The following is a 24,278-nucleotide window of genomic DNA, read 5'->3' as shown; positions in this document are numbered from 1 at the left end:
GGCGTGGCGTGGCCCGGTTTACAGGCCGAGGTCGCGGAGGAACTCGGGTTTGTAGGCCTGCAGCACGACGTACCGCGGGTCCGGGACCTCCATGTCCGCGTTCTTCGCGGCGTCATCGGCGGCGTCGTGCGGGCCGACCGGCACGCTCGGGTCGGTCCAGTCCTGCTCGGCCGGATTCCACCGCGTGACGGTGTACGTCGCGTCGAGGTGCTCGTCGGCCACCAGGTCCTTGGCGGTCCGCTCGGCCTCCTGCGCGTCGTCGAGCGTGTGCGTGTACAGCAGCATCCGGTTCCCGTCCCGGGTGACCGTCACCTGACTCCCGAGCCGCTTCCGCGCGTCGTCGTCCAGATCCAACGCCCGCAACCGATCCCAGAACGTCAACCCGTGCCCCTCATCACTGAGCACAACCTCAACCCGAAACTCCTCATCCGCCATGGGCGACACGATACCCAGTAAGGGTCCCGACCTCCGACACGGGCTCGGCGACAGGGATCGGTCCGCCACAACATCTCTTGTACTTGAGTCCCGAGCCGCACCAGCAGGGCTTGTTGCGCGGAGGCGGCCAGTCGATCAGCCGGCCACCGGGGATCTCATCGAGCTCGAACTTGGCGTCTTCCAGGCAGGTCACGAACCCGTCGAACGTCCAGGTCGCGATGATCGCCCGCCGGTCCGTGGCACGCAGTGCACGCTCAGCCTGGTGGCAGTACGCATCCGGGTCTGTGCCGATGAAGTGATTGCGCCAAGGCACCCCGGCGTCGAACTCGCCGCGGTCCCACACCTGTATGCGTTCGTCGATGACCACGGGATTTCGCAGGAGCCAGCGCAGGTCGCTCTCCCGGTCCTGTGCCTCGTCGTCACCCTGCTCTCCTAGTAGATCCAGATCATCGAGAGGCACTCCCAGCGCCCACTTCACGCGTCGCCGGCCCGTCACCAGATCCTCGAGTCTCCGCGAGCCCCCGATCTCTTCGGGAGTCAGCCGGTCGGTGGCCATCGAATACCAGAACAGAGCTTCCTCCAGCTCGCCCTGCTCCTCGAGCAGCACGGCGGCGTTGCACCAGGCAGAGCTGTGGACCCGCCCACTTGCCATGACAGCCGTCAGTTCCCGCTCTGCCTCCGCGTCCCGCCCCTCGTCGAAGAGATAACCTGCGAAGTCGACACGTGCGGTGTCACCGTCCTTTCCACCTTCATTGATGAGCTGCCGCCAAATCGCGACGGCCCGCTCAGGTCGTCTGTCCCTCACATGCGTTTTAGCGGCGACGAGTAACGCCATGCACCGACCGAAGTAGGCCTCTATCTGGGGATCGCGGACCTCGTCCGCCAAGGGATCTTTCATGCCGGGGAACGTATTCGGAACGGCCCCGCCGCGAGCGTGCCGTTTTCAGCCTGTGGATATCTCGGTCCAGGTCCGCGCGCGGACCTGCAGCACTCACCAACCTCGTCGCCCTGGTGCCACGCGGGCCCTCCTGAGCGTGGCGGCCGGGCGCGGTTCCCGGTCTTGGCGGGCTTGGTGAGTGGTGGACGTCCGCCCTAGCCGCGAGACGCCGACCGCCAGGCCATCACAATCGCGCGCCAGGCGCCGCTCGTCGCCTGGAACGGGCGGATCCGCGCAGTTGTGATGGCCTGGCGGTCCGAGACCTGGGCCGGGGATGCGCGTCAACATGCAGGACAGGTGAATCGGTTTCGCTCGATCGACTACAGTTCTTAGTCATGGAGCTGAGGCATTTGGAGCACTTCGTGGCGGTGGCCGAGCAGAAGCACTTCACGCGGGCCGCCGAGGCGATGTCGATCTCGCAGTCGGGGTTGTCGGCCTCGATCCGCGCGCTCGAACGTGAGCTCCGCGCGAGTCTGTTCGTCCGCAACACCCGCAGCGTGGAACTCACCGAGGCGGGGCGGGCGCTCCTGTGTGAGGGACGCCGTACCCTCGCCGCCGCCGAGGCCGCGAAGGACGCGGTCGCCGCGGTCCAGGGTCTGCTGCGCGGTCACCTGACGGTCGGGCTGGAGCAGTGCCTCGGGGTGGTCGACGTACCGGCGCTGCTCGCGAAGTTCCGGTCCGCGTACCCGGGCGTCGAGATCGAGGTCCGCCAGGCCGGCTCCACGCCGATGCTCGACGAGCTCGCGTCCGGCCGGCTCGACGTCGCGTTCGTCGCGACCGCCGGCGACCCGGTCGACGGGCTCGACCTGCGCCCGCTGTCACGCGAGTCGATGGTCCTCGTCTGCGCACCCGACCACCGGCTCGCGAAAGCCTCCGGAGTGACGCTCGACGACCTCGCGGGGGAGTCGTTCGTCGACTTCGACCCGACCTGGGGCGCCCGCGCGATTTCCGATCGCGCCTTCACCACGGCCGGCGTCGCGCACCCGGTGACGATCGAGGTGAACGACGTACACACCCTGCTCGCCCTCGTCGCCCACGACCTCGGCGTAGCGCTCGTCCCCGAACGCATCGCCGCCAAACGAGGCGACCACGTCACCGTCTCCCTGGCCCCCGGCACCGCATCCGACTGGCAGGTCTCCGTCGCGGTCCCCACCGGCTCCGCCGCTTCCTTGGCCGCCGACGCCCTGATCGGCATGCTCCCCACCACCGCGGTCCACGCTTAGAGGAGAGTTCCGCCAACCGGCTTGAGGCGAGCGAGTACGGCGTCGATGCGCTCGAGCGTGTCCGGGTGCAGCGTCATGTCCGCGGCCGCCAGGTTCTCGACGATGTGCGCCGGCGTGCGGCTGCCTGGAATCGGTACGACGGCCGGATCCTGGTGCAGCAGCCACGCGAGCGCGAGCTGACTCCGCGTGATTCCGAGGTCCGCGGCGAGCGCCTGAAGTGCGTCGTACGACGCATTGTTCGCCTTCAGACTCGCGGCGTCGAACCGCGGTGCGTTGTTCCGGAAGTCGTCCTTGTCCAGCGTCTGCACGGTGCCCGTCAGGAACCCGGCGCCGAGCGGGCTCCACGGTACGACGCCGACGCCGAGTTCACGTGCCACGTCGAGCAGTTCGGGGTCGATCGGCCGCCACATCGACCACTCGGTCTGGACGGCCGCGATCGGATGTACGTCGTACGCGCGCCGCAGCTCCCGCGCCGTCACGTTGCACACCCCGACATGCCGAACCTTGCCGTCAGCAACGAGCTCGGCCATCGCGCCGACGGTGTCCTCGATCGGCACCTGCGGATCCGGGAAGTGCAGGTAGTACAGGTCGATCACGTCGGTGCCGAGGTTGCGCAGGCTCGACTCGGCGTGCTCGCGAACGTACTTCGGCTCCGCGTTGACCAGCAGCTGCTCGAACGCAAACCCCACATCGAGCGGATGCGGCTCCGCGCCGTCACCGAGCCGCAGCCCGAACTTCGTCGCGACCGTCACCTCGTCCCGCCGCGTCCTGATCGCCCGCCCGACCAGTTTCTCGTTGTGCCCGTCGTCGCCGTACGCGTCGCTGGTGTCGATGAACGTCCCGCCGGCGTCGATCGCCGCGGTCAGCGCCGAACGCGCGCGGTCGTCGTCGATTGCGCCGTACATGCCGGGGGAGAGCACCATCGCACCGAATCCGATCGCCGGCACGTCGAGCCCGCCGAGGTTGCGTGTCTTCGTCATGGCCCCAGCATTCACGCGCACCTGGCCGCTGCACCAAGACCTGTTGATATAACCGTTGGTTATGGATGCGCACCTGCGTGAGCTGCGGTACTTCGTCGCGGCCGCAGAGGAATCGACCGTGACGGCCGCGGCCGCCCGCCTGTTCGTCTCGCAGCCCGCGCTGTCCAAGCAGCTCCGCGCCCTCGAACGCCGCCTCGGCTTCGACCTCTTCTCCCGTCAGCCGCGCGGACTGACACTGACCTCGCAGGGCTCGGTCTTGCTTCCTGTGGCGAGGGAGGTGCTCGCCGCCTGGGACCGCGGGTACGCCGAAGCGCGGGCGGCAGCCCACTCGCAGCAGCTGGTCGTCGGCATGCAGACAGCCGTCGGCCGCGACCTGCAACGCCCCGCTGTCGAACGCTTCCGCGCCGCGCTTCCCGGTTGGACGGTCTCGCTGCGCCTGGTCGGCTGGGACGACCCCACCGCCGGTCTGGCCGACGGGACCAGTGACGTCGCGTTCGTCTGGCTTCCGATCTCTTTTGACTTCGCTCGGCGGGTCCTGATCAGCGAACCCCGCTGGGTCGCTCTGCCTTTTGAGCACCCGCTGGCAGATCGCTCCGAGATCCCCTTCGAACTGCTCCTGGATGAGCCCTTCGTGGCCCTCCCCGCGGCGGCCGGCCCGCTCCGCGACTTCTGGCTGGCCGTCGACGCCCGGCCCGGTCCACCTGTCGTCGCGGCCGAGGCCACTGCCGCGGACGAGGTCCTCGAACTGGTCACCGCCGGGGTCGGCATCGCGCTGCTCGCCGAAGGCAACACCGGCCTGTACCAGCGCCCCGGCCTGGTCTGCCGCCCCGTCCCCGACCTCCCACCGGCCGAGCTCGCGGTCGCGTGGCGCCGTACCGACAACCGCGACGCCGTACGCGCGTTCCTCGACTCGGTCCAAACCTGAAAGGCCGCCGTACACATGGCTTGTGTACGGCGGCCTCCTGCGACCTACCAGGCGTAGTCCTCCGGGGCGGTCTTGTAGCCCGGGAAGATCTCGTCGAGGCGCGTCAGCGACTTCTCGTCGAGCTTGATGTCGACCGCGCGTACGGCGGACTCCAGCTGCTCCATCGTCCGCGGGCCGACGATCGGACCGGTCACGCCCGGCTGGTGCAGCAGCCACGCCAGCCCGAGCTCACCCGGCTCGTGCCCGAGCTCATCCGCGAACGCCTCGTACTGCTCGATCTGCGGCCGAAGCTTCTCGAGCGTCTCCTTGGCGCGACCCTCAAGGCGCCGTACGCCCTCGTTCTCCTTCCGGATCACGCCACCCAGCAGTCCACCGTGCAGCGGCGACCACGGAATCACACCCAGCCCGTACGCCTGCGCCGCCGGCAGCACCTCACGCTCGATGTCCCGCTGCGCGAGGTTGTACAGCGACTGCTCGCTCACCAGACCCACATAGTTCCGCCGCTTGGCAGCCTCCTGGGCCTGTGCGATGTGCCATCCGGCGAAGTTGCTCGACCCGGCGTACAGCACCTTCCCCTGCTGTACGGCGACCTCCATCGCCTGCCAGATCTCTTCCCACGGCGTGTTCCGGTCGATGTGGTGGAACTGGTACAGGTCCACGTAGTCCGTCTGCAACCGCTTCAGGCTGGCGTCCAACGCCCGCCGAATATTCAGCGCCGACAACTTCCCTTCGTTCGGCCATCCATCGCCCATGTCGCCGTACACCTTGGTAGCGAGCACAGTCTTGTGCCGATTCGCGGGATCCTTCGCGAACCACTCCCCGATAATCTCCTCGGTCCGCCCCGGGTAGATAGCCCGCCCATACCCATTGGCCGTATCGAAGAAGTTGACCCCCTTCTCATGCGCCGCATCCATGATCGCGTGCGCATCCCCCACCTCAGTCAGAGGCCCAAAGTTCATAGTCCCAAGCACGATCCGACTAACGTTAAGTCCCGTACGCCCAAGCTGAGTGAAGTCCATACCACCCACCCTTGCTCGCCCAAGCTCAGACTTCCAACAGAAGAATCTGCACAGTCCCATCAGCGCAGGTTCTGGATTCCCGAAGGTCGGACTTCTCGATGAGTCCGATGCATCCGTTGTGTCGACCTTCGATCGAGTCACGGATCTGCATCCGTGACGACATCGATGTAACGGCGACGGCGAGATGCCGATACTTCCGACGTAACGCTGAGTGAAGAATTCTCTGCCGGGCCTCGCAGAGGCGGTTGGCAGGCGTGACCGGCCTCGAGGCACAGGAGGCCGCTCGGATCGCCTGAGGTAGTCAGGCAGAGGCACGGCAACAACCGGGGGAGCGCTGAGTGCATCTGGTGGGTGTGGTCAACAGTCGGGGTATCTCCCTGCATTGCATCTGGTGGGCGCTCGTCGGCTGCCAGGTCTTCGCGCGGGGAGGTCGCTCATCGTCGCCTGACCGCCACCAGGTACGCCGTGGCCAATCGAGGCTTGGGCCTGTCAGCTTTGGACCAAGCAGACCTTGTCAGGACACCTCCGCCGTGCGGGCCACATCCCTCATACCGGGAAGCTCGCAATCTCGAATGACAAAGATTGGTGGGGACAGTGGATAAGGACCTGGCAAGAGCAAGATCGGCAGCGAGTCGGCTGGAGGTTGCGTTGTCGGGCGCGCTGGCCTTCGATGAAGGGCTTGCGCACGAGTACAACCGTGCCCGGAAGGCGCTCGCTGCAGCGTTCCAGGCGATGGCACTAGAGGCTGTGCCGCGTGATCAATTTGACCTCGATGAGGTGAAGCGCTCCGTGAGCAGCGAGATGCGGCGTCTGTTTGAAGGACGCGTGGATTCGAGTCTGTTCGTCGTAGGTGGCTACACGGCGCCGCACCCGGATGCGTACGCGGTGCTGGCATCGCGTTTAGGGGAACCCGTTCCTGCCTGGCGCCTGCGTCTGCTCAGCGGTGACAAGATCCATACAGAGCGAAGGACGCGGGAGTTGCGCGACTTGGGCTTCGATGTCGAGGTGACTGGTTCTCAGGACAATCAGATGTACTGCTTGACCTCCCTCGAGCCCAACCTCAGATATGCCGCTGCATTCCAGCTGAGGAAGAAGGCTTCGAAGGCGAAGAAGCTCACTCGGCTTGAGCGCACAGCAGCGATTGACCTTGCGGAACGGACCGCGGAACTTCCGCCACGGAAGGAGTCCAGATGACGGCATCTCAGGTGGGGAGGAACCCGGAGGAGGACGATCTAGCGCCCAACTCTCCACGTCCGCTGAGGCTCGTACCGGACCTACCGGATGTCCGCAAGCGGAAGGCACTCCAGAGGCTGCTCGAACGGCGCGGCTGGTCCGCGGCGAGCGCTGCCGCCGTGGCTCGCGCCGTTGTTGAACCCGATCTCGCGAAGGGCCTCTTGGAAGCGCCGACAAGATATCGGATACCGGGCGCGGAACTACTTGTCATCAGGATTGATGTCTATACAAGCCGCGTGATCGCCGACGCGACGAATCCGCGCACGCTGAACGACATAGTCTTCCCGGCCGCCGTGGCACCTGGAGCAGACCAGACGTCGCGCTATCGCCCTCTCGAGCCGCCCACCTCGAACGCGTACGACTTCACGATCAACGTGTCGAGCTTTGGGCAGCTCATTTGGCAGCTCGACGCTGTGATGGCTGCAACGATTAAGGAGAACACCCCGCGGCCTCCGATCATCGAGCAAGGAGTCATGGAACCACCTCTCGCCGTCCCCGCCTGCATCGCTGAGCCGGGTGACAAGGTCGTCGGCGGGGCTGTACTCATACGCGAAGGCAGTACCCGCGTCAGCCACGCGCAGTCCATCCTCGGGCTGACAGCGGCAGCTCTGCTCAGACAGTACGTTGATGACCGTACGCAGCGGCAACTCATCGACGAGCTCAACACGATCGCGCACTCGTCCGCTAGCTCCATCTCGGAGCATGACGCCGGACGCATACGAGTGGCGACGATGCCTGTGGACCTCGTAGTCGGCGTTGAACCGGATGCCGAAGCCGAGGTAACCCTCGGTGAAGCGGTGGCCGCGAAGGTTGCGCAGGACCATCTGAACCACAAGAAGGAATGGAAAGCAGCCGCCAAGGAGGTGCACCTCGGTGAGCAATGTTTGATCGCGCTCCACGAGGAATCTCTGCTGACCGATGAGCAGAAGTCGTGGCTGGCTGGACGGCTCTCGTCGACTGAGACGGTAGATGGCGAGATGATGACAGAGGACGATCGATGGGCGGAGTTGCTTTGGCTGTTCGCCACCAGGTCTCGCCCGCAAGCCGCAGTCGTGCGCCGACCGATTGCGACAGTTCTCGAACGTGAGGCCGGGCGCCGACGGGTGTCTAACCGTGCCGACCGCATTCCACTGGCTGTGGCTCTCGCGATGCGGGCGCGTCGAGGGGCTGTCACAGACACGGCTGTTGAGCGGGAGAGCAAAATTCTTGAATCTGCGGTGCCGTCGATCGTGTGGGAGGTCGCCTGGAAGCCCACGAAGAAGCCTGTGAAGGATCTGGCTGAAGATGCGATCGAAGCCGCCGCATCGCGGACACGCAATAAGGCTGCTGCGGAACTTGCTGCGAGAGCCGTTTGGTACCTCGCTAGGCATGGCCAACTCTCGATGCCGCGCAATGACCTCGGGGCCGGTGGCGATCGCCGTCTCCCGTCCGAACTGGTTGCGGGCATGCTCGCCTCGCCTCGCGGCGTTCGTCAATTGGCACGGGCTATCCTCGATGGACGGGACGGCGGGCTTGCTGGCCTCGTCCTAGATGACGCCGGGACAGTTGACGTGAGTGGTGTTGGCACGCCGGTTCAGCTGCGCGACGACATGGTGCGTTCCCAGATTGTGCCTCGCTCCGGACCGCCAGCTCCGCCGCCACGTAACCCACGCGAAGAGTTCATGGACGCGATTGCCGCGCTCGGCCAGGCGCTGAACTCGGTACGGGCTGCCGATGAAGACCTGCGTAAGGTGGAGAACGGACACGGCAGCCCAATGTTCCAAGTTGAAGGCGTCGCCGAGCCATACGTCGAGGATTTTAAGCGGATCATCGACGAGGTACAGAATCACCTTGGCGAGTACGTCGTGAACTGGCGAGTGGTTGGTCAGCTGCGTCAGCAAAGCTCGGGCGAGTAAGCGTGCTGAACTACGACGCCCTGTGCCTGTATGCAGGTGAGCATCTTGCCTGGCCGATGCCTGAACCAGTTCGTATCGGCAAGGGTGAGGCCGTCCCTGATATTCGGGTCGCCGTTTACGTTGCGGTTGCCACAGATGGGAAGGTCTTGTACGTCGGTTCGGTTGCACGTCCCCGGAACGCTGCGGGCGTGCGTTCGCGCTTAGATGAACATCTCCGGAGATACGAGCGACTTGAGACTTGGGACCTGCTCTACCTCGTGCCACTAAAGAACGACACGCCTCTAGACGATGTGCGACGGATCGAGGGAAGAATCGGCGCTCATCTGCGTCCGTCGACGTCGCGCGCGTTGCCACGTCTCAGACGACCGATCTGACGACGCGGCAGCTCGCTCGTGCCGTCGCGCCATGGCTCCCGGGTACCCAGCTGGTCGGCGTGCTCTGGCCGCGGGAGCGTTCAAGGCGTGTCTGCTCAAGTTCGGAAAGTAGTTCTTCGGCGGGTCGGCGGGCGTCCCACGCCGGCTTGGTGGAGGGCGCTAAGCTCTGCCTGTTCGGTCCCCGGCAGAGCGGAATCTAGCGTCATGAGATGCGCCGAGTCGACGCGGTGTGAGGCCCGACGTGTGGGCTGCGCTGACACTGCCCGGACCCTCGCCGCAACCCTGCTGACGGATTTGACCGGGTCAGAAGCTGATCTCTACACTCGAACAAACGTTCGAACTACGGGGGAGGTCTCGTGAGTTCACTGCGAGTAGTGGAGATCTGTGCTGGAGCCGGTGGTCAGGCTCTCGGGCTTGAGCTTGCTGGATTTGAGCACGCGCTGGCTGTAGAGCTTGATCCTATGGCCGCGGAGACCTTGAAGCTGAACCGGCCGGAGTGGGATGTGCGCGTCGGCGATGTCGCAGATCCAGCGGTCTGGGATCCGGACGAATTCCGCGGTGTCGACCTGCTGGCTGGTGGCGTGCCTTGCCCTCCGTTCTCCATCGCTGGCAAGCAGCTTGGTGCGAACGACGAGCGTGATCTATTCGCCTGGGCGGTCGAACTCTGCGGGATTATCCGGCCGCGCGCCCTGATGCTTGAGAACGTCCGGGGCTTGTCCGCCCCGCGCTTCTCCGCGTACCGGCAGCATGTTCTCGACCGCTTGAAGGAGCTTGGGTACGTCGCCGACTGGCGTCTGCTGCAGGCATCGGACTATGGCGTGCCGCAGTTGCGTCCTCGCTTCGTGCTCGTCGCGCTCCGCGAGGAGGATGCGTCGTACTTCAGTTGGCCCGAGGCGTCGCCACTGCGTCGGACGGTTGGCGAAGAGCTCGTAGATCTCATGGGTGCGAATGGATGGAAGCACGCCAGGCATTGGGCAGGCCGGGCAAACAAGATCGCCCCGACGATCGTTGGCGGATCGAAGAAGCATGGCGGCGCCGATCTTGGACCGACCCGTGCCAAACGAGCCTGGCGTGAGATGGGGGTCGACGGGCTGGGGGTCGCGGACGCTGCTCCACCAGCCGGCACTCCAAAGGATCACGACCCCAAGCTGACAGTCGAGATGGTTGCGCGGCTCCAAGGCTGGGATGAGAAGAAGTGGCACTTCGCCGGTCGGAAGACCTCTAAGTATCGCCAGATCGGGAACGCGTTCCCACCTCCGGTTGCGAAGGCGATTGGTCGGCAAATCGTGGCCGCCCTCAATCACGAGGGTGAGCCGCGCGTTCAGACCGAGGCTGTCACTCACGATGAGGTTTACCGAGTCCTGCGAACAGCCAGCGTCCCGCTAACGATCGTCGGGATCTTTGAGCGCATCGATGGAGCTCTCACTCTCGAAGAGATCGAGCTTCGTCTTAAGCACCTGATGCGCGACTTCAACATGCATCCTGTCGAGTCGGAATCCGGCGAGCCGACCTACAAGCTCGGAGACTTCCGTGCCTTCATCGGCCAAGACGACCACATCCGTCACGAATACCTAGCTCAGATGCGTTCGAAGGTCAGTTAGGCCGCGACCCATCGAGTGCGGCGACAACCTTGCAGATCGCCGCTTCAAGTTGCTCGTGCTCCCAGATCCGGATGACTCTCCAGCCGTCGTGCCGCAAGGCCGAGTCTGCCAGCCTGTCGCGCTCGACGTTGCGCTGGAGCTTGGGCGACCAGTAGCCGGTGTTCACGGTCGGCTGGCGTCCATGTGCCGGACAGCAATGCCAGAAGCAGCCGTCGACGAATACCGCGACTTTACGTGCAGTAAAGACGATGTCAGGCCGTACTCTTCGGCTTGAAGTTTGAATGCTCAGATCCTTCCGGAAGCGGTATCCGCTGCGATGTAAGGCCGATCGCAACTCAACTTCAGGCTTCGTGTTGGTGCGCCGAATCGCCTGCATGTTCCGTGACCGGCCCGGCGTGGTCGGACTGTCGCCGTACGAACGCGCTTTACGGGTCTCGGAACCTCGCGCAGAGCTCACCGCACGTAGTTGGCGTCGCTCGGAATTCATTCTGCCAGCTCGATCTCAATCGATTCTGAGCGATCTGCCTTCGGTCTGCGAGTGCTCGGTAGTTTCGGAGCCGGCTCTGTGCAGGGTTCGCCGTCCCTGGCCAGTCGCCAAGACCGTCCGTCGAGCTCCGTCGTCCATGGCTCGCCGTGATCAGCCGGGACGATGCGGAGGCTCACGACCTCTCCTGGTTCGGGTACTGCCGCTCCGAGCTGTCGGGCAACGCGTCGATGCGCCTCGTAGTCCCCTCCGGGGATTACGTACCCCTCCTTTCTGAGAACTGTCCGTGCTCCGTGCCCGTTGTCCCTCACGCGAGCCATGTAGTCGTCTTGTTGAGCAAGCGTCGCAATTGTGTTGCGACCAACTCGTCTCTGAGTTGCTCGCCTGAGGAGCTCCGTAACTCGCCCTTGGCCCTTCTTCGGGGCTAGCACGGCCTTCAGCGTCACAGGGTCGAGGCCAAGCAAGATGTTGGGAGGAAGACTGGCTTCGATGTGGAGCCACGCGATCTGACTCCTGCCGCGCGAGCTCAGGCTGGCCTTGGAATCGCGGTTCTTGCCCTGGTTGCGGTTCTCGTCGCTGGCCCGCACGACGCCGATGCTCCAGATCCCACGCTCATCGTCGGCCGTGGCGACAAGCAGCAGTTGGCCGAAGCATTCAGGGGGCAGCATCCAGCCGCCCAGCCGCTGCGAATACTTGCAGTCGACGTCGTGGTTGCGGATCCGGTAGTCAAGCAGATGAGAGTCGTCGGTGTCGTCGATAACGTCATCGAAGGCCCGCCGCAAGTTGATCTCAAGAAGGGTCCCGAAGTGCGTCTTCTCGGTCTTGTACAGCTGCTCCCACCGGAAACGGCCTGTGTGCTGCCCGTCGTACAGTTGGTCGAATGTCGCCCGGAAAACCTTTGCGGTGCGTTTACCGTCAGGGTCGGCGGCCAGATACGCGGCAGCTACCTCATCCCGTGCTGGGTCTGAGTCGGGCTCATTGAACGGCATGTTAGGCAGCAGGGCGTCGCTCATGGCACACGACAATAGTCGGTGCTGCGACAGCGCCTGCGTAGCTGGCCAGACGTCACGACGTCGACCGTGGAACGGCTTCCTGCTCTAGGGCTGGACTCTGATTTGGGGTGTGGCGCTGGGCGCGGGGGTCTGGCTTGTGGTTGGTGGTGCGCAGCTGGCGCGTGGGGCGAGGCCTTCCATGGCTTTGAAGGCTTGGGCGAGGTCAGGTGGTAGGGGCATTCGGGGAGGTGCGACGGGACGGCCGGCCTTCTTGACAGCGCCCGTGCCGGACGGACGGGAGGTAGTCGAGTACATTGAGCGCCGGTAGAGGCGGCTTGGCCGGTGGAGCAGGCTCTGCCTCGACGTCCTTCCAGATGGGCGGAACTCTAAGGAGTCCGGGGTGTCTCCGTGGAAAGTTCGTTCGGAGTGGCCTTCGCGAGGAGATTCTCGCGTTGCGAGAGACCGAGTTTCGGAAGCTGGCGGCGAAGTACGGCGCCGAGGGAGAGTGAGATGCCGGTCGAGTTTGAAGCCAAGGTGTTGGACGTCGAAACCGATGAGGTGGTCGGCAAGATCCTCTCGCTCGGAGGACATCGTGTCGGGGATCGGTTGATGCGGCGGTACGTGTACGACGTTGAGGCTGGGGATCGGTCGCGGTGGATTCGGTTGCGGGACAGCGGTGCGGCGGTGACGTTGACGGTGAAGGAGATTGCGCACGACGGGATCGACGGTACGACGGAGACTGAGGTGGTGGTCGGGGACTTTGAGACCACCAACGAGTTGCTGCGGCGCATTGGGTTCGAGCCGAAGTCGTATCAGGAGAATCGGCGGGTGAGTTTTGAACTCGCCGGCGCCGAGTTGGAGCTCGACTGGTGGCCGTTGATTCCGCCGTACCTCGAGATCGAGGGGCGGTCCCGCGATCACGTCGTTGAGGTTGGCCACATGCTCGGTGTGTCCGAAGACGACCTCACGGGCGAGAACACCACCACGGTGTATGCGCGCTACGGGATCGATCTGAGCGCGATCAGGGAGCTCCGGTTCGCCGAGTGAAGCATTGGCTAGCGCTCTCTGCGGGCGGGATGCCTCGGCGTGCGGTGAATGAAGGTGGCCGGGTCGATGGTTGGGCGGTGACGGCGCCGGTGGCGGGGGCCACGTTCGAGGCTGCGGCTAGGGCTTTGCGGAGGTCGGGTGGGAGGGGGAGGCGGGGTGGGCCGGTGGGTTCGGCGGCGCCGCGCAGGAACGTGGGGCGGTGGTTGGGGAGGTGGGCGAGTTCGGGGACGGGTTGCCCGATCTCCCGACCGAGGCGGGCGCCGGCCACCCCGAAAGGGAGGTCGTCTCCACGGTGCTCGAAGCAGATGGCCTCGCGGTAGGGGAGTCCGCCGTCCTCCGGCTCGTACTCCCGGTAAAGCAAGCGGTGCGACGGTCCGAGGTCGTGGCCGTAACGGAACTCGGGAACGACCGGCAGTTTGATCTCGGCGCAGTCCCGGAGGTCATGGTGTCCAGGAGAGTACCCAAGACGCTTGCCGTCGAAGTCGTCCTCGCGTCCGCCGGCCAGTGCTCGGAGGCCGAGCTTCAGCGCTTCGAGTTCACGAGCGCGGAGGCTGTCGGGCCGCGAGGCCGCGGCCTGCTCGAGCATCGCGATCTTCCGCCGCAGCTCCGAGTCGATGATGATGCGGAACCGCGCGGTCATTTCTTCGGCAGGTCAGAGTCGTCGATCGGCTCGTTGAGGTCCCAACCGAACTCCGCCGCCACATCCTCGAGTGGTACGGACTGCTCCTTGTCGGCCAGGCGTTCCCGAGCGATGTCGTAGATGTGATCGAACTCGAGGGTGTCGGCTGAGAGTACGGCGAGGCGTTGCCAGAGGTCCCAGGAAATGAGGACGCCCTCGGGCTGCCCTGCGTCGCCGACGATGAAGGGGCCGGTCTCGCCTGAGCGGAACCGCTCGAGCATCTGTGGAAGATGGTCGGCGGCGGCGGACGGGCCGATCACCCAGATCCGTTCACCGCTGGCGAGAATGTGCGGTGTTTCGTCGGAGCTCATCGAGGTCCTTCCGGTCGTTGCGGCGTCCGCTACAGAATATGGAAGCGGACGCTGGTGCGGTGGGAGTTATCCACAGCCCTACTTCGGTTGGAGGTCTGAGTCGTTGGTCGGGGCGTCCAGGTTCAGGCCGAGTTCGGTGGCTACTTGTTCGATGGGGATTGAGGGGCGGGGTCGGTAAGGCGGGCGCGGGCGAGGGTGTAGGTGGTGTCGAAGCCGTCCTCGTGGAAGGTGCGGGTGTCGAGGGTGCGCCAGAGTTCGAAGGGGACGACTACGCCTTCGGGGCGGGCTGAGTCGCCGAAGATCAGTGGGTCCGTGTGACCGAAGCGGAAACGCTCGAGCATTTGGGGCAGGAGGTCAGCGGCGGTGGAGGTCTTGATCACCCAGACGCGTTCTCCGTCGGGGAGCAGGTATGAGGCTTCTTCGGAGTCCATCGTGATCCTTTCCGTTGGGCCGGCGATTCTCATCAGAATATGAGTGGCGTGCTGTTCGACGGGTGAGTTATCCACAGGGGCCGCGGCTGTTGTCGGGTGGGTGGGGTGGGCGTAGCTTCGGAGGTGGGGTGAGTGGGGGTGAGCGCCGGTTGGGGGTGTGTTGGCCGGTGGAGGAGGCTCTGCCCGGACGTCCCTCCAGATGGGTGGAGCTCAAAGGAGCCCGGGGTGCTTTGGCGCTCCGGGCTCCCTGTTGCGTGACCTTTGCATCTAGTCCGCGCGAAGGTTGCTTCGCCGGTTCAGTTCGCTCAGGGCAGCTGGCGCGACGACGGAGCGGGCCAAGGACAGCGCCGCGAAGCGGTGTCCTTTGGTGTGGACGGGGTGTCCAGTCGTGGCTACTTACCGTTGCGATGGGGTGGGGTTTGGGAGGATTATGGGGCCCGACTTCGGGAGGGGTGGGTTGTGGGGGTTTGGGTTGAGGTGGTGCTTGTCGATGGGGATCCGGAGGTGGCGGATCGGGGGATTCGGCAGTTGCGGCGGGAGTTGCAGCAGGAGTTTGAGACGCGGGATGTGCTCACAGCGGCGCCTGATGGGAGTAAGGGGGATGCCGCGGCGGTGGGGGCGGTGGCGGTGGCGGTTGCGTTGGGTGGGGCGGGTGGGATGGTGCCGTTGTTGATCGCGGTGCTTCGGGATTGGCTGGGGCGGCGTACCAGAGGGCAGCGGGTGAAGCTGACGGTGGGGGACGAGTCGATCGAGGTGGATGCGGCTTCGCCGGAGGAGCAGCGAGAGCTGGTCGAGGCGTTCCTGCGTCGGCACGAAGTGAGCTGACGGGCCATGCGCCGGGCCCTGCTGGTGGCCACGTACGAGTACCAGGACACCGGGTTGCGGCGGTTGGCCGCGCCGGAGCGGGACGTCGAGGCGTTGGCGGAGGTGCTCGAGGACGAGGCCGTCGCCGGGTTCGACGTACAGGTGCTGATGAACAGGCCCACGCACGAGGTAGGGAAGGCGATCGCGGACTTCTTCGCCGCGGGTGAACGCGACGACCTGATGCTTCTGTACTTCAGTGGGCACGGCTTGAAGGACGACAACGGCCGGCTCTACCTGGCGATGAAGAACACGGTGCGGGACAGCCTGCGGTTCACGGCGTTGTCGTCGGAGTCGGTGCAGGAGACGGTGTCCGAGAGCCGGTCCCGGCAGACGATCCTCATTCTCGATTGCTGCTACAGCGGGGCGTACGCGGCGCAGAAGTTTGCCAAGTCGGATTCTGCGGTCCACACGAAGGAGGCGTTCGGTGGGCGCGGGCGGATCGTGCTGACCGCGTCGGATTCGACGCAGTACGCCTTTGAGGGAACGGAATCGGTGTTCACGCACCACCTCGTCGAAGGGTTGCGTACGGGTGCCGCCGACCTGGACGCCGACGGGGATGTCACGACCGACGAGCTGTACGACTACACGTACCAGGCCGTTACCGCTGAGCAGCCGGGTCAGCGCCCGCGCCAGTTCGCCGAGACCGAGGGGCGGACGGTCGTTGCCTCCAACCCGCGCTGGACGTTGCCCGAGTACCTCGCCAGCGCGATCAACAGTCCGCTCGCCGAGATCCGCCATACGGCGCTATCGCCGCTAGGGCAGTTGCTGCAGGCAAACAACGAGCTGGTACGCCGTACCGCGCGCGAGCAGCTCGAACTACTCCGCGGCGACGACAGCCGGAGCGTTGCGGCCGCAGCGCAGGCGTACCTCGACAACCCGCCACCACCGGTCCGCCCGCAGCCGCGCACCACGCGCACCACGCCGACGCCTAGACGGACGAGCGGACCGACGTTCAGCGGAGCGGCGCGAGCGACGGCCAGGCGGTGGCGCGGCCGATTCCACCTGCCGGATCAGGACTGGCCGATCCTGGGGCTGGCCGTGGTTGCCGCCGCCGCGCAAGTCGTGTGCGCGGTCCTCGCGACAGCGCGCATCTGGGAAATGATTGTCGTAGCAGCGCTGGCGGTTGCCGTCGTCCCGGCGGTGATCAGGCTGCGCGCCAACGCGACCTCCTTCGCCGTCGGACTGGCCGGGCCGGCGCTCCTCTCCACCGCTATGGCGACCGGTTGGATCACGCGCGAACTCCGGTCAGACCTGCATCCATTGCCAGCGACCTTCTACTTGATCGCGTCCGTGGCGTGGCTGGCCGCCGGCGTCCTCGGTCTGCTGCGATTCCGCCGTACGCCGCTCTCAGGAAACCCACTGCTCATAGGGCTCGGCGCGGCGGCGGCGGTCCTGGTGCTCGTGATCCTCCTGTACGCCGACCGCCACGCCAGGGTGTTGTCGCTGGACTCCAACCGCCCCATCACAATGCTTCGGCTCTCCGTGGTTGTCCTCTATCTCCTGACCGCTGTGATGGCGATCGCGGGACCGTTGATCCAGTTCAACCGGGTGTTCTTGGTCGGCTGGGTCGTGAGCGGGTTCGTGGTTCTGTTCGGCTTCCTGCGGTTCCAGAGCAAAACCGATCTGCAGCAGCTCGTCATCATCGCCCTACTGACGGTCTGGCTGGCGCTCGGCGTCGCCGCGGTGCGGGCAAAGAAGCCCGGGAAACCACTCCGGCGCTGGATCACCGCAGCCGTCCTCGTGGCGCCCGCAGTAGTCGGTGTCGGCGGGATCATCGCCGTACCGACTGCTCCGCCGCCCCCGTCGGCGATCGGGCTCGCGATCAGCCCGGACGACCGATTCCTCTATGCGGGCGACGTCGCGAACGGCCGGGTGCTGAGGTTCAGTACGACGACGCAGGAACGCGTCGGCGAACCGCTCGAGGTCGGGGCGTTCCCGAGCAACCTGATCGTCGAGCCCGACGGATCCCGGCTGTACGTCGCCAACGCCAATTCGAACTCGGTCTCGGTGATCGATGCCGCCAACTGGACCGTCGTCGGTGAGCCGATCGCGGTCGCGCCGGGGCCGGCGAAGTTCGCGCTGAGCACTGCGACGCACCGGTTGTTCGTGCTGAGTCAGACGGCGGCGACGATCACCGAGATCGACACGGAGACTCTGTCGACAGTCGGCGGACCACTCGCCGCGGGATCCACTCCGACGGACGTCGCGATCGACGACCGCGGTCGGCTCTATGTCTCGTCCAGGGACAATGACAACGTTGCGGTCATCGACGCCAAGTCGCGGCAGGCGGCACAGGACCCGATCACCGTCGGGGATCAGCCAAGCGACCTGGTCCCCGGTCCTGACGGAGCGCTCTACGCCATCGGACGCACGTCGTACGCCGTCATCAACACGAAGGCCGAACGGTCCACGGCGACACGGCGGGATCAGCCGGGCGAGATCCGAGCCGGCGCGGTGAGCAACGACGGCAAGCACCTGTACTTGCTCAGTCGGTCGGGGAACGACGACACAGTCCGGGTCGTCAACGTCGGTAGCCAGGACGTCGTCGGGTCGCTCAGCACCGACCTCGGCCTGCCGGCCCGGATGGCGGTGAGTGGGGACGGGCAGCGGATCTATCTCAGTCGGTTCTTCGGGCCCGGGATCGACGTACTGGACAGCTCGGGGCCCAAGGAGATCGGCATCATCGACACCAATGGCTGAAAGGCCGGGCCCGTGGGCCCGGCCTTTCGGGTGGATCAGAGGTTGCGGAAGAACGTGCGGAGGTCCGCGGTGACTTCTTCGGGGCGTTCGAGGGAGGCGAAGTGGCCGCCCTTGTCGAAGTTGGACCAGTGCACGATGTTCGTGTTGTCGCGGTCGGCGAGCGGGCGGATGGTCTTGAAGTCGTCGGCGAAGACCGCGACGCCGGTCGGGGCGTGGTTGAGCTGCGGTTCGGCGCCGGAGTTCGCTTCCTCGTAGTGGTAGCGGCCGGCCGCGGCGGAGGTGTTCGTGAACCAGTACAGCGAGACCTCGGTGAGGATCTGGTCCTGGGTGACCAGGCTGGTGCCGTTGCCGAAGTTGTTGAAGAGCTCGTTCCAGGCCAGCTGCCCGACCGGCGAGTCGGAGATGCCGACGGCAACGGTCTGCGGGCGGGTCGAGTTGATCGCGTTGTACCCGCCGACCGACTGGAACCACTGCAGGTGCTCGAGCGCCGCGTAGTCCTCCGGCGTGAACTTCTCGAACTCGGACGGGTCGCCCGACGGGAACGAGAACAGCTGCAGGACGTGCAGACCGAGGAAGCCTTCAGGGTTGAGTACGCCGAGTTCACGCGAGATCATCGCGCCGCCGTCGGACCCGTGCGCGCCGTACGACGTGTAGCCGAGCCGCCGCATCAACGTGTCGTAGGTGCGCGCCACCCGGGCCATCGTCCAGCCCCGGTCGACCAGCGGCGTACTGAAGGCGAAGCCCGGCATCGACGGTACGACGACCGAGAACGCGTCCTCGGCGGATCCGCCGTACGCGACCGGGTCGGTCAGCGGGCCGATCATGTCGAGGAAGTCGACGAACGAGCCCGGGTAGGTGTGCAGCAGGAGCAGCGGCGTGGCGCCCTCGACCGCCGACGGTACGTGGAGGAAGTGCACGGTCTGGCCGTCGATCTCGGTCAGGTAGTGCGGGAACTCGTTCATCCGGGCCTCCTGCGCCCGCCAGTCGAACTCGTTCTGCCAGCGGTCGACCATCTCGGCGAGGTAGTGGTTCGGGGTACCGAGGTCCCAGTTGTCGCCCGGGGCGGCCTCGGGGAGCCGGGTCCGCGCGAGGCGGTTCTGCAGGTCGTCCAGGTCGGCCTGGTCGATCTTGACGGTGAAGGACCGGATGCTCTCGTTCTTGTTCATGGCTCTACCGTAGAATCCGTATAGGAACATTAGATTCCTAATTAGGAGACTGATTTGCTGGAGACTTCGCAGCGTTTGCTAGCACTGCTAGCGCTTCTGCAGACGCGCCCGGCTTGGACCGGGTCCGAGCTGGCGGAGCGGCTCGACGTGACGACGCGGACGGTGCGGAACGACATCGATCGGTTGCGCGAGCTCGGGTACCCGGTCGACGCGACGCGCGGTCCGGCCGGCCACTACCAGCTCGGCGTCGGCGCGAAGCTCCCGCCGCTGCTGCTCGACGACGAGGAAGCGGTCGCCGTCGCCGTCGGACTGCGGACCGGCGCGGGCGTCGTCGGTATGGGGGAGAGCAGCGCCCGCGCGCTGACCAAGCTCCAGCAGGTCCTCCCGCACCGTCTGCAGCGGCAGGTCAACGCGATCAACAGGGCGATGGAGAAGGGCCCCGACAACACGCGGTCGAACGTCGACGCTCCCGAGATCGATCCCGCCGTACTGTCGACGATCGCGGCCTGCATCCGGGACGAGCACTATCTGCGGTTCGAGTACGTCGTTCCCGAGGGCGACTCGATGTACAAGGCCGGGTCGGGGGTGGGGCGGGACCTGCCGATCCTTGTCGAGCCGTACCGGTTGGTGAGCTGGCACGGGTACTGGCATCTCGTGGCGCGGGACGAGCAGGCGGTGTGGCACTCGTATCGGGTCGACTGGATGTCGTTGCGGATGGCAACAGGTCGGCGGTATCGACCGCGGCCGATGACCGATGAGGCGTACACCGATTTCGTACTGCGTGACGTCGCGTCGACCGGGTGGAAGGTGCATGCGCGGATCACGGTGTACGCGCCCGCGCAGGAGGTGCTGTCTCGGATCCACGCCGCCGTCGGGATCGTGGAGTCGGTCGACGACAACACCAGCGTCCTGGTCACGGGCGCCGACTCCCTCGAGACGATCGCCGTCTACATCGGGATGCTTGGGCTCGACTTCCATGTCGCCGGCCCGCCCACCCTCGTCACCCACCTCCGAACTGTGGGCGAGCGGTATTTGAAGGCGATCGGACGCGAGCTGTAAGGACAGGAGGTAGTCGGTGGGCAGCCCGGGCTTGGGCTGGTTGCAGGCGGGCGTCAGGGACGGCTGGGTGACTACGTCCTGTCCTTAGGTGCGCCGAGGCCGGCGTTGCGGGCTTGGATTATGGCGGTGGAGCGGTCTGCTGTGCCTAGTTTGGTGAAGATGGTGGAGACGTTGTTGGCGACGGTTTTCGGGGCCAGGTCGAGGCGGGTGGCGATCGCGGGGTTGGAGAGGCCGGCAGCCAGGAGGTCGAGGATCTCGCGTTCGCGGGTGGTGAGTTCGGGGAACGGGTCGGTGGGTGGTGGGGCGGCGAAGAAGGTGAGGACGCGGCGGGCTACGCCGGGGCCGAAGATCGCTTCGCCGGCGGCTACGGCGCGGATGGCGCGGGCGATCTCCTCCTGTTCGGCGCCTTTGACGAGGTAGCCGCGGGCGCCGGCGCGCATGGCGGCGAAGACCGAGTCGTCGTCTTCGAACATGGTGAGGACGAGAACGGCGACTTCCGGTGCGGAGCGGGCCAGTTCGCGGGTGGCGGCGAAACCGTCGAGATCGGGCATTTGGAGGTCGAGTACGGCGACGTCGGGGCGGGTCGTGACGACCTCGCGGATCGCTTCGCGCCCGGTCGCGGCGACGCCTACGACCTCGATCCCGGGAAGTGAACTGAGCAGGGCTGCCAGCCCGGCCCGAACCACGGGGTGGTCGTCTGCCAGCACTACCCGGATCACCTGACCTCCAAGGACAGATCGGCGGAGAGAGTGGTGTGGGTGGGGAGGGGGAAGTGGGCTTGGACCTGGCCGCCGGTGGGGGTGGGGCCGGCTTGGAAGGTGCCGCCTAGTTCGGCGGCGCGTTCGTGCATGGCTTGGAGGCCGACGCCGGGGTGCCAGGGGGCGGTTGGTGGGCCGTTGTCGGTGATGTTGATCTCCAGTTGGTTTTCGCATCGCAGGGTCAGTACGGCGGATGTCGCCCGAGCGTGCCGTACGACGTTTGTGAGGGCCTCGGTCGCGATGCGGTACGCCGCGACCTCCAGCGCGGCAGGCAGTGTCGGCAGACCGGAGGCGGAGACCACGACGCGGATCGCGGTGCCGTCGGCGCGGATCGACATCTGGCCGGCTCGTTGTTGCAGGGCGCCGAGCAGGCCGAGTTCGTCCAGGGCCGGAGGGCGGAGGTCGTCCACAAGGCGTCGTACATCGGCGATCGCCGAGCGGGTGTCGGCGCGCAGACGCGCGAGTAGTTCAACCGCCCGCGAAGTATCGGTGGTGATGAGGTTGGCCGCCGCGTCCGCGGAGAACGCGACGCCTGTCAGCGTCGGTCCCAGACCGTCGTGCAGGTCCCGCCGCAGCCGCCGCCGTTCTTCCTCCCGCGCAGACACGAGCTTCTCCCGCGAAGACTGCAACTCCGCCGACAACCGCGTCGCATGCACGGCCACCGCCAGCGGTACGGCGACCAGCCCGAGCACACTCCGATCAGCCGAAGACAACCCCGACTCACCCGACCGCACCCCAACCACCAGCGTCCCCACCACCTCACCGCCGTACGACAACTCCAGCGGTACGACGGAACTCGCGGCGGAGCCGTCCGCGATTACTCGGTCGTCGACGACGAGTGCGGCGTACGGCAGGCGCAGGGCGGAGCGGATTGCTGCGACCACGCCAGGGAGCCCGGCCGACAGCTGTTCACCGACGCGGGAGGCGACGCGGGCCGGGTCGTGGCGGTCGCCGTAGAGGGCCCGGTCGACCAGCTGCTGAAGACGGGGCAGAACCGGCGCGATGATCAGTGCCACGAACACGGTGACCGCCGCCGATCGTCCGACCTGGGACGCGATCAGCGAGTCGAGCAGCGCGACCAGCGCCGCATAGCTGCCGATGGCAACCAGTGACAGCAGCGCCCACGTCAACGCGCGCGAGACGACCAGCCGAATATCGAGCAGCTGGTAGCGGACGATCGCCACCGCGACCGCGATCGGGATCAGCGGAATCGCCAGCAGGACAAGGATCGGCGTACCGGCGACGAACGCCCAGGGCGTGATGAAGAGCACCGCGATCACCGAGGCCAGCAGCAACCAGAGCAGTTGCCGGCGGCCCATTTCGTCGGCGCGGCGGTAGCGGATGGCGAGGCTGATCAGTGCGAGCAGGATCGCGACGAGGTTGCGTACCTCGGTGGCCGTCCACAGCGGTTGCAGAGCGTCGAAGTCGCGCAGGGTCAGCAGGCCGCGCGGAAGTGCGGGGGAGACCGACTCGCCGCTGCCGGACATCTCGAGTACGAAGAGCGGCGAGGTCGCGATGATCCCGATCGCGGCCCAGCGCCAGCGCGGGGACAGCAGTCGGCCGTCCGGGAACAGCAGCAGCGCGAGCGGCAGGAACAGTCCGATCGACCACGGCCAAGCCGCCAGCGAGACGGTGACGAGGATCTGCTGGGCGAGTTCGCTGTGCACCAGGTTCGCGAGGGCGTCGGCGAACGGTGTCGTGGCGTGCCCGATCCCGTCCGCGAGGAACAGCCAGCCGATCGGGTTGGCCGGCCGGTGCCAGGCGATCACCGCGCCGCACAGGCCGAAGGTGAGGCCCATCAGGCCGTTCGTCACGACGAACCCGTCGACCAGCTCGGTCCAGCCCCAGCCCGCGGACAGGACGTAGACCACGGCGAAAGTCACCTCGGCGATCACCAGGCCGGCCAGCGCACCGGCCAGGCCGCGGTGGTTCACAGAGGTTCTCATACCGGCAGTGTGCGCCCGGAAGGTTCCCGGCGTCTCGGGAACACGATCCCGGATCGGCCGGGGAATCGCCTGTCCGGGTGGGATCGGGTGCCCAGGCGGACGGTACGGCGCACGGGCGACGGTGGTGCCCAACACCGAAACAAGGGGGTAGGGAGATGTACAGATTCGGGCTGGCACTGCTCGGACTGCTAGCACTGCTAGACATCGCGACACCGCTCCTCACCGACGGGGATCACCCGCCGATGAGTGTGGCGATCGGCGCCGCAGTAGCTGGGCTGATCAGCCTGGTGCTGGTCGGGTTCGCCTGGCGCGGGAGGCGGTGGGCGCTGGCGCCGTTGATCACGCTGCGGCTGGCGTCGGCGCTGCTCGCCGTACCGGCGTTCTTCGCGTCCGACGTACCGGCTGCCGCGGTCGCCGCGGCCGGATTCGGAGTCGCTGCGACGGTCGTCGGCGTGATCGCCGTACTGCTGCCGAAGCGCGAGTTGGTAGGTGCACGATGACGCAGACGATCAGCCGTACGACGCGCACCGACGTCCGTCCGGTCTGGAGGTGGGCCGCCGCGCTCATCCTGCCGATCGGGCCCGCTGCGGTGGCGCTGCTCCGGTTCCTGTTGCCGTACGACACCGCGGACGACGTCTCGACGATCACGAGCAAGATCGTCGGCAACCTTGATCGCAGTTCGACGATCCTCTGGCTGTCGTACATCGCGATGGTCACGCTGGTGCCGGGCGTGTACTTCGTCGGCCGGCTCGCTCGCCGGGGCGCGCCGTGGTTGACCGGAATCGCGGTGTTCCTGATGGTCCCGGGCTACTTGTCCCTGCCCTGGCTGGCGTCCAGCGACGTGTTCACCTGGTCGGCGGGTACGGCGGGTGTCGATCAGGCGACGATCACGAGGATCGCCGACGTCACGCACGGCTCGGTGGATGTGGCCGCGACGGTGTTCGTGGTCGGTCACGTCCTCGGCACGATCCTGCTCGGGATCGCGATGTGGCGTTCCGGGGTCGGCGGCCGGTGGGCCGCGGTGGCGGTCGCGATCTCGCAACCGCTGCACCTGATCTCGGTCATCATCAGCAGTCACCCGCTGGACCTGGTCGGCTGGGGACTGCAGGCAGCCGGGTTCGCCGCGGTGGGGTGGGCGATCCTCCGGATGCCGAACGACGAATGGCAGCCACTGCCATGAACGCGGGCCCGTCCGGCGCTAGTCTCGGATCGGAGGGGG

Annotated in this window: 23 protein-coding genes; 11 read left to right on the top strand and 12 right to left on the bottom strand. The window is 66.3% G+C overall.

Translation table 11 applies throughout. From position 1 onward, the window contains the following. Positions 1-18: 18 nt before the first annotated feature. Together E0H92_RS43670 and E0H92_RS43665 are read right to left on the bottom strand one after the other, a co-directional pair. On the bottom strand, positions 19-435 hold the full coding sequence (locus E0H92_RS43670) for a hypothetical protein (protein WP_131500459.1): 417 nt from the start codon (positions 433-435) through the stop codon (positions 19-21). Next, positions 425-1,333, bottom strand: a complete 909-nt coding sequence (locus E0H92_RS43665; RefSeq protein ID WP_131500458.1) for an SEC-C domain-containing protein — start codon at positions 1,331-1,333, stop codon at positions 425-427. Before E0H92_RS43665 ends, E0H92_RS43670 begins: the two co-directional genes overlap by 11 nt. A 374-nt stretch (positions 1,334-1,707) precedes the next feature. On the opposite strand from E0H92_RS43665, the gene E0H92_RS43660 reads away from it, so the two are divergent. Further along, the gene (locus E0H92_RS43660; protein ID WP_131462883.1) at positions 1,708-2,595 is read left to right on the top strand and encodes a LysR family transcriptional regulator; all 888 of its coding nucleotides are present in this window, start codon (positions 1,708-1,710) and stop codon (positions 2,593-2,595) included. On the opposite strand, the gene E0H92_RS43655 is transcribed toward E0H92_RS43660, so the two are convergent. Continuing rightward, the gene (locus E0H92_RS43655) at positions 2,592-3,575 is read right to left on the bottom strand and encodes an aldo/keto reductase (protein WP_131500457.1); all 984 of its coding nucleotides are present in this window, start codon (positions 3,573-3,575) and stop codon (positions 2,592-2,594) included. The genes E0H92_RS43660 and E0H92_RS43655 overlap by 4 nt on opposite strands. A 61-nt stretch (positions 3,576-3,636) precedes the next feature. Between E0H92_RS43655 and E0H92_RS43650 the strand changes: the two genes are divergently transcribed. After that, on the top strand, positions 3,637-4,500 hold the full coding sequence (locus E0H92_RS43650; protein ID WP_131500456.1) for a LysR family transcriptional regulator: 864 nt from the start codon (positions 3,637-3,639) through the stop codon (positions 4,498-4,500). 44 nt (positions 4,501-4,544) lie between these two features. On the opposite strand, the gene E0H92_RS43645 is transcribed toward E0H92_RS43650, so the two are convergent. Then, positions 4,545-5,519, bottom strand: coding sequence for an aldo/keto reductase (locus E0H92_RS43645; protein WP_131500455.1), 975 nt, complete (start codon positions 5,517-5,519; stop codon positions 4,545-4,547). A gap of 594 nt (positions 5,520-6,113) precedes the next feature. Between E0H92_RS43645 and E0H92_RS43640 the strand changes: the two genes are divergently transcribed. The 3 genes from E0H92_RS43640 (at position 6,114) to E0H92_RS43630 (ending at position 10,622) form a co-directional block, all read left to right on the top strand. Continuing rightward, the gene (locus E0H92_RS43640; protein WP_131500454.1) at positions 6,114-6,713 is read left to right on the top strand and encodes a hypothetical protein; all 600 of its coding nucleotides are present in this window, start codon (positions 6,114-6,116) and stop codon (positions 6,711-6,713) included. A gap of 158 nt (positions 6,714-6,871) precedes the next feature. Further along, on the top strand, positions 6,872-8,647 hold the full coding sequence (locus E0H92_RS43635; RefSeq protein WP_131500453.1) for a hypothetical protein: 1,776 nt from the start codon (positions 6,872-6,874) through the stop codon (positions 8,645-8,647). Between the two features lie 730 nt (positions 8,648-9,377). Continuing rightward, the gene (locus E0H92_RS43630; RefSeq protein WP_131500452.1) at positions 9,378-10,622 is read left to right on the top strand and encodes a DNA cytosine methyltransferase; all 1,245 of its coding nucleotides are present in this window, start codon (positions 9,378-9,380) and stop codon (positions 10,620-10,622) included. On the opposite strand, the gene E0H92_RS43625 is transcribed toward E0H92_RS43630, so the two are convergent. Then, complete coding sequence (locus tag E0H92_RS43625) at positions 10,615-11,109, bottom strand: very short patch repair endonuclease (RefSeq protein ID WP_131500451.1); 495 nt, start codon at positions 11,107-11,109, stop codon at positions 10,615-10,617. The two genes, E0H92_RS43630 and E0H92_RS43625, sit on opposite strands and share 8 nt — an antisense overlap. Beyond that, complete coding sequence (locus E0H92_RS43620; protein WP_131500450.1) at positions 11,106-12,119, bottom strand: NaeI family type II restriction endonuclease; 1,014 nt, start codon at positions 12,117-12,119, stop codon at positions 11,106-11,108. Before E0H92_RS43620 ends, E0H92_RS43625 begins: the two co-directional genes overlap by 4 nt. Positions 12,120-12,608: 489 nt before the next feature. Here E0H92_RS43620 and E0H92_RS43615 point away from each other — a divergent pair, with 489 nt between their 5' ends. Next, entirely contained in the window at positions 12,609-13,145 is a 537-nt protein-coding gene (locus E0H92_RS43615; protein ID WP_131500449.1) for a class IV adenylate cyclase, read from the top strand. Here the strand turns inward: E0H92_RS43615 and E0H92_RS43610 are convergent. The 3 genes from E0H92_RS43610 to E0H92_RS43600 form a co-directional block, all read right to left on the bottom strand. Beyond that, positions 13,120-13,785: a hypothetical protein gene (locus tag E0H92_RS43610; protein ID WP_131500448.1), complete on the bottom strand. Its 666-nt coding sequence runs from the start codon at positions 13,783-13,785 to the stop codon at positions 13,120-13,122. The genes E0H92_RS43615 and E0H92_RS43610 overlap by 26 nt on opposite strands. Continuing rightward, a complete protein-coding gene (locus E0H92_RS43605; protein ID WP_131500447.1) occupies positions 13,782-14,135 on the bottom strand; it encodes a hypothetical protein in 354 nt (117 codons plus the stop codon). The genes E0H92_RS43610 and E0H92_RS43605 overlap by 4 nt, the downstream gene beginning before the upstream one ends. 140 nt (positions 14,136-14,275) lie before the next feature. Next, positions 14,276-14,566, bottom strand: a complete 291-nt coding sequence (locus tag E0H92_RS43600; RefSeq protein WP_131500446.1) for a hypothetical protein — start codon at positions 14,564-14,566, stop codon at positions 14,276-14,278. Between the two features lie 357 nt (positions 14,567-14,923). Between E0H92_RS43600 and E0H92_RS43595 the strand changes: the two genes are divergently transcribed. Together E0H92_RS43595 and E0H92_RS43590 are read left to right on the top strand one after the other, a co-directional pair. Continuing rightward, positions 14,924-15,391, top strand: coding sequence for an effector-associated constant component EACC1 (locus E0H92_RS43595; protein WP_338068900.1), 468 nt, complete (start codon positions 14,924-14,926; stop codon positions 15,389-15,391). 6 nt (positions 15,392-15,397) lie between these two features. Beyond that, entirely contained in the window at positions 15,398-18,130 is a 2,733-nt protein-coding gene (locus E0H92_RS43590; protein ID WP_131500444.1) for a caspase, EACC1-associated type, read from the top strand. 35 nt (positions 18,131-18,165) lie between these two features. Here the strand turns inward: E0H92_RS43590 and E0H92_RS43585 are convergent, their stop codons facing one another. Then, positions 18,166-19,296: an epoxide hydrolase family protein gene (locus E0H92_RS43585; protein ID WP_131462901.1), complete on the bottom strand. Its 1,131-nt coding sequence runs from the start codon at positions 19,294-19,296 to the stop codon at positions 18,166-18,168. 54 nt (positions 19,297-19,350) lie between these two features. On the opposite strand from E0H92_RS43585, the gene E0H92_RS43580 reads away from it, so the two are divergent. After that, the gene (locus E0H92_RS43580; protein ID WP_131500443.1) at positions 19,351-20,355 is read left to right on the top strand and encodes a helix-turn-helix transcriptional regulator; all 1,005 of its coding nucleotides are present in this window, start codon (positions 19,351-19,353) and stop codon (positions 20,353-20,355) included. A gap of 71 nt (positions 20,356-20,426) precedes the next feature. Here E0H92_RS43580 and E0H92_RS43575 read toward each other — a convergent pair whose 3' ends face one another. Both E0H92_RS43575 and E0H92_RS43570 read right to left on the bottom strand, forming a co-directional pair. Then, entirely contained in the window at positions 20,427-21,074 is a 648-nt protein-coding gene (locus E0H92_RS43575) for a response regulator transcription factor (protein WP_238173849.1), read from the bottom strand. Continuing rightward, complete coding sequence (locus E0H92_RS43570; protein WP_131500442.1) at positions 21,071-23,059, bottom strand: sensor histidine kinase; 1,989 nt, start codon at positions 23,057-23,059, stop codon at positions 21,071-21,073. The genes E0H92_RS43575 and E0H92_RS43570 overlap by 4 nt, the downstream gene beginning before the upstream one ends. A 155-nt stretch (positions 23,060-23,214) precedes the next feature. Between E0H92_RS43570 and E0H92_RS43565 the strand changes: the two genes are divergently transcribed. After that, the gene (locus E0H92_RS43565) at positions 23,215-23,559 is read left to right on the top strand and encodes a hypothetical protein (protein WP_131462904.1); all 345 of its coding nucleotides are present in this window, start codon (positions 23,215-23,217) and stop codon (positions 23,557-23,559) included. After that, the gene (locus E0H92_RS43560) at positions 23,556-24,239 is read left to right on the top strand and encodes a hypothetical protein (protein WP_131462905.1); all 684 of its coding nucleotides are present in this window, start codon (positions 23,556-23,558) and stop codon (positions 24,237-24,239) included. Before E0H92_RS43565 ends, E0H92_RS43560 begins: the two co-directional genes overlap by 4 nt. Positions 24,240-24,278: the final 39 nt, after the last annotated feature.

Source organism: Kribbella speibonae, from assembly GCF_004331375.1.
Lineage (GTDB): Bacteria > Actinomycetota > Actinomycetes > Propionibacteriales > Kribbellaceae > Kribbella > Kribbella sindirgiensis.
Note: the sequence above shows the minus strand (reverse complement) of the source record. Positions and strands in the feature narration are given on the sequence as shown.

What these genes read in the sequence shown, in the direction of transcription:
- E0H92_RS43560 (WP_131462905.1), top strand. Translation starts at nt 23,556, where the DNA reads ATGACGCAGACGATCAGCCGTACGACGCGCACCGACGTCCGTCCGGTC.
- E0H92_RS43650 (WP_131500456.1), top strand. Translation starts at nt 3,637, where the DNA reads ATGGATGCGCACCTGCGTGAGCTGCGGTACTTCGTCGCGGCCGCAGAG.
- E0H92_RS43615 (WP_131500449.1), top strand. Translation starts at nt 12,609, where the DNA reads ATGCCGGTCGAGTTTGAAGCCAAGGTGTTGGACGTCGAAACCGATGAG.
- E0H92_RS43585 (WP_131462901.1), bottom strand. Translation starts at nt 19,296, where the DNA reads ATGAACAAGAACGAGAGCATCCGGTCCTTCACCGTCAAGATCGACCAG.
- E0H92_RS43620 (WP_131500450.1), bottom strand. Translation starts at nt 12,119, where the DNA reads ATGAGCGACGCCCTGCTGCCTAACATGCCGTTCAATGAGCCCGACTCA.
- E0H92_RS43605 (WP_131500447.1), bottom strand. Translation starts at nt 14,135, where the DNA reads ATGAGCTCCGACGAAACACCGCACATTCTCGCCAGCGGTGAACGGATC.
- E0H92_RS43660 (WP_131462883.1), top strand. Translation starts at nt 1,708, where the DNA reads ATGGAGCTGAGGCATTTGGAGCACTTCGTGGCGGTGGCCGAGCAGAAG.
- E0H92_RS43645 (WP_131500455.1), bottom strand. Translation starts at nt 5,519, where the DNA reads ATGGACTTCACTCAGCTTGGGCGTACGGGACTTAACGTTAGTCGGATC.
- E0H92_RS43570 (WP_131500442.1), bottom strand. Translation starts at nt 23,059, where the DNA reads ATGAGAACCTCTGTGAACCACCGCGGCCTGGCCGGTGCGCTGGCCGGC.
- E0H92_RS43610 (WP_131500448.1), bottom strand. Translation starts at nt 13,785, where the DNA reads ATGACCGCGCGGTTCCGCATCATCATCGACTCGGAGCTGCGGCGGAAG.
- E0H92_RS43590 (WP_131500444.1), top strand. Translation starts at nt 15,398, where the DNA reads ATGCGCCGGGCCCTGCTGGTGGCCACGTACGAGTACCAGGACACCGGG.
- E0H92_RS43565 (WP_131462904.1), top strand. Translation starts at nt 23,215, where the DNA reads ATGTACAGATTCGGGCTGGCACTGCTCGGACTGCTAGCACTGCTAGAC.
- E0H92_RS43670 (WP_131500459.1), bottom strand. Translation starts at nt 435, where the DNA reads ATGGCGGATGAGGAGTTTCGGGTTGAGGTTGTGCTCAGTGATGAGGGG.
- E0H92_RS43625 (WP_131500451.1), bottom strand. Translation starts at nt 11,109, where the DNA reads ATGAATTCCGAGCGACGCCAACTACGTGCGGTGAGCTCTGCGCGAGGT.
- E0H92_RS43665 (WP_131500458.1), bottom strand. Translation starts at nt 1,333, where the DNA reads ATGAAAGATCCCTTGGCGGACGAGGTCCGCGATCCCCAGATAGAGGCC.
- E0H92_RS43655 (WP_131500457.1), bottom strand. Translation starts at nt 3,575, where the DNA reads ATGACGAAGACACGCAACCTCGGCGGGCTCGACGTGCCGGCGATCGGA.
- E0H92_RS43600 (WP_131500446.1), bottom strand. Translation starts at nt 14,566, where the DNA reads ATGGACTCCGAAGAAGCCTCATACCTGCTCCCCGACGGAGAACGCGTC.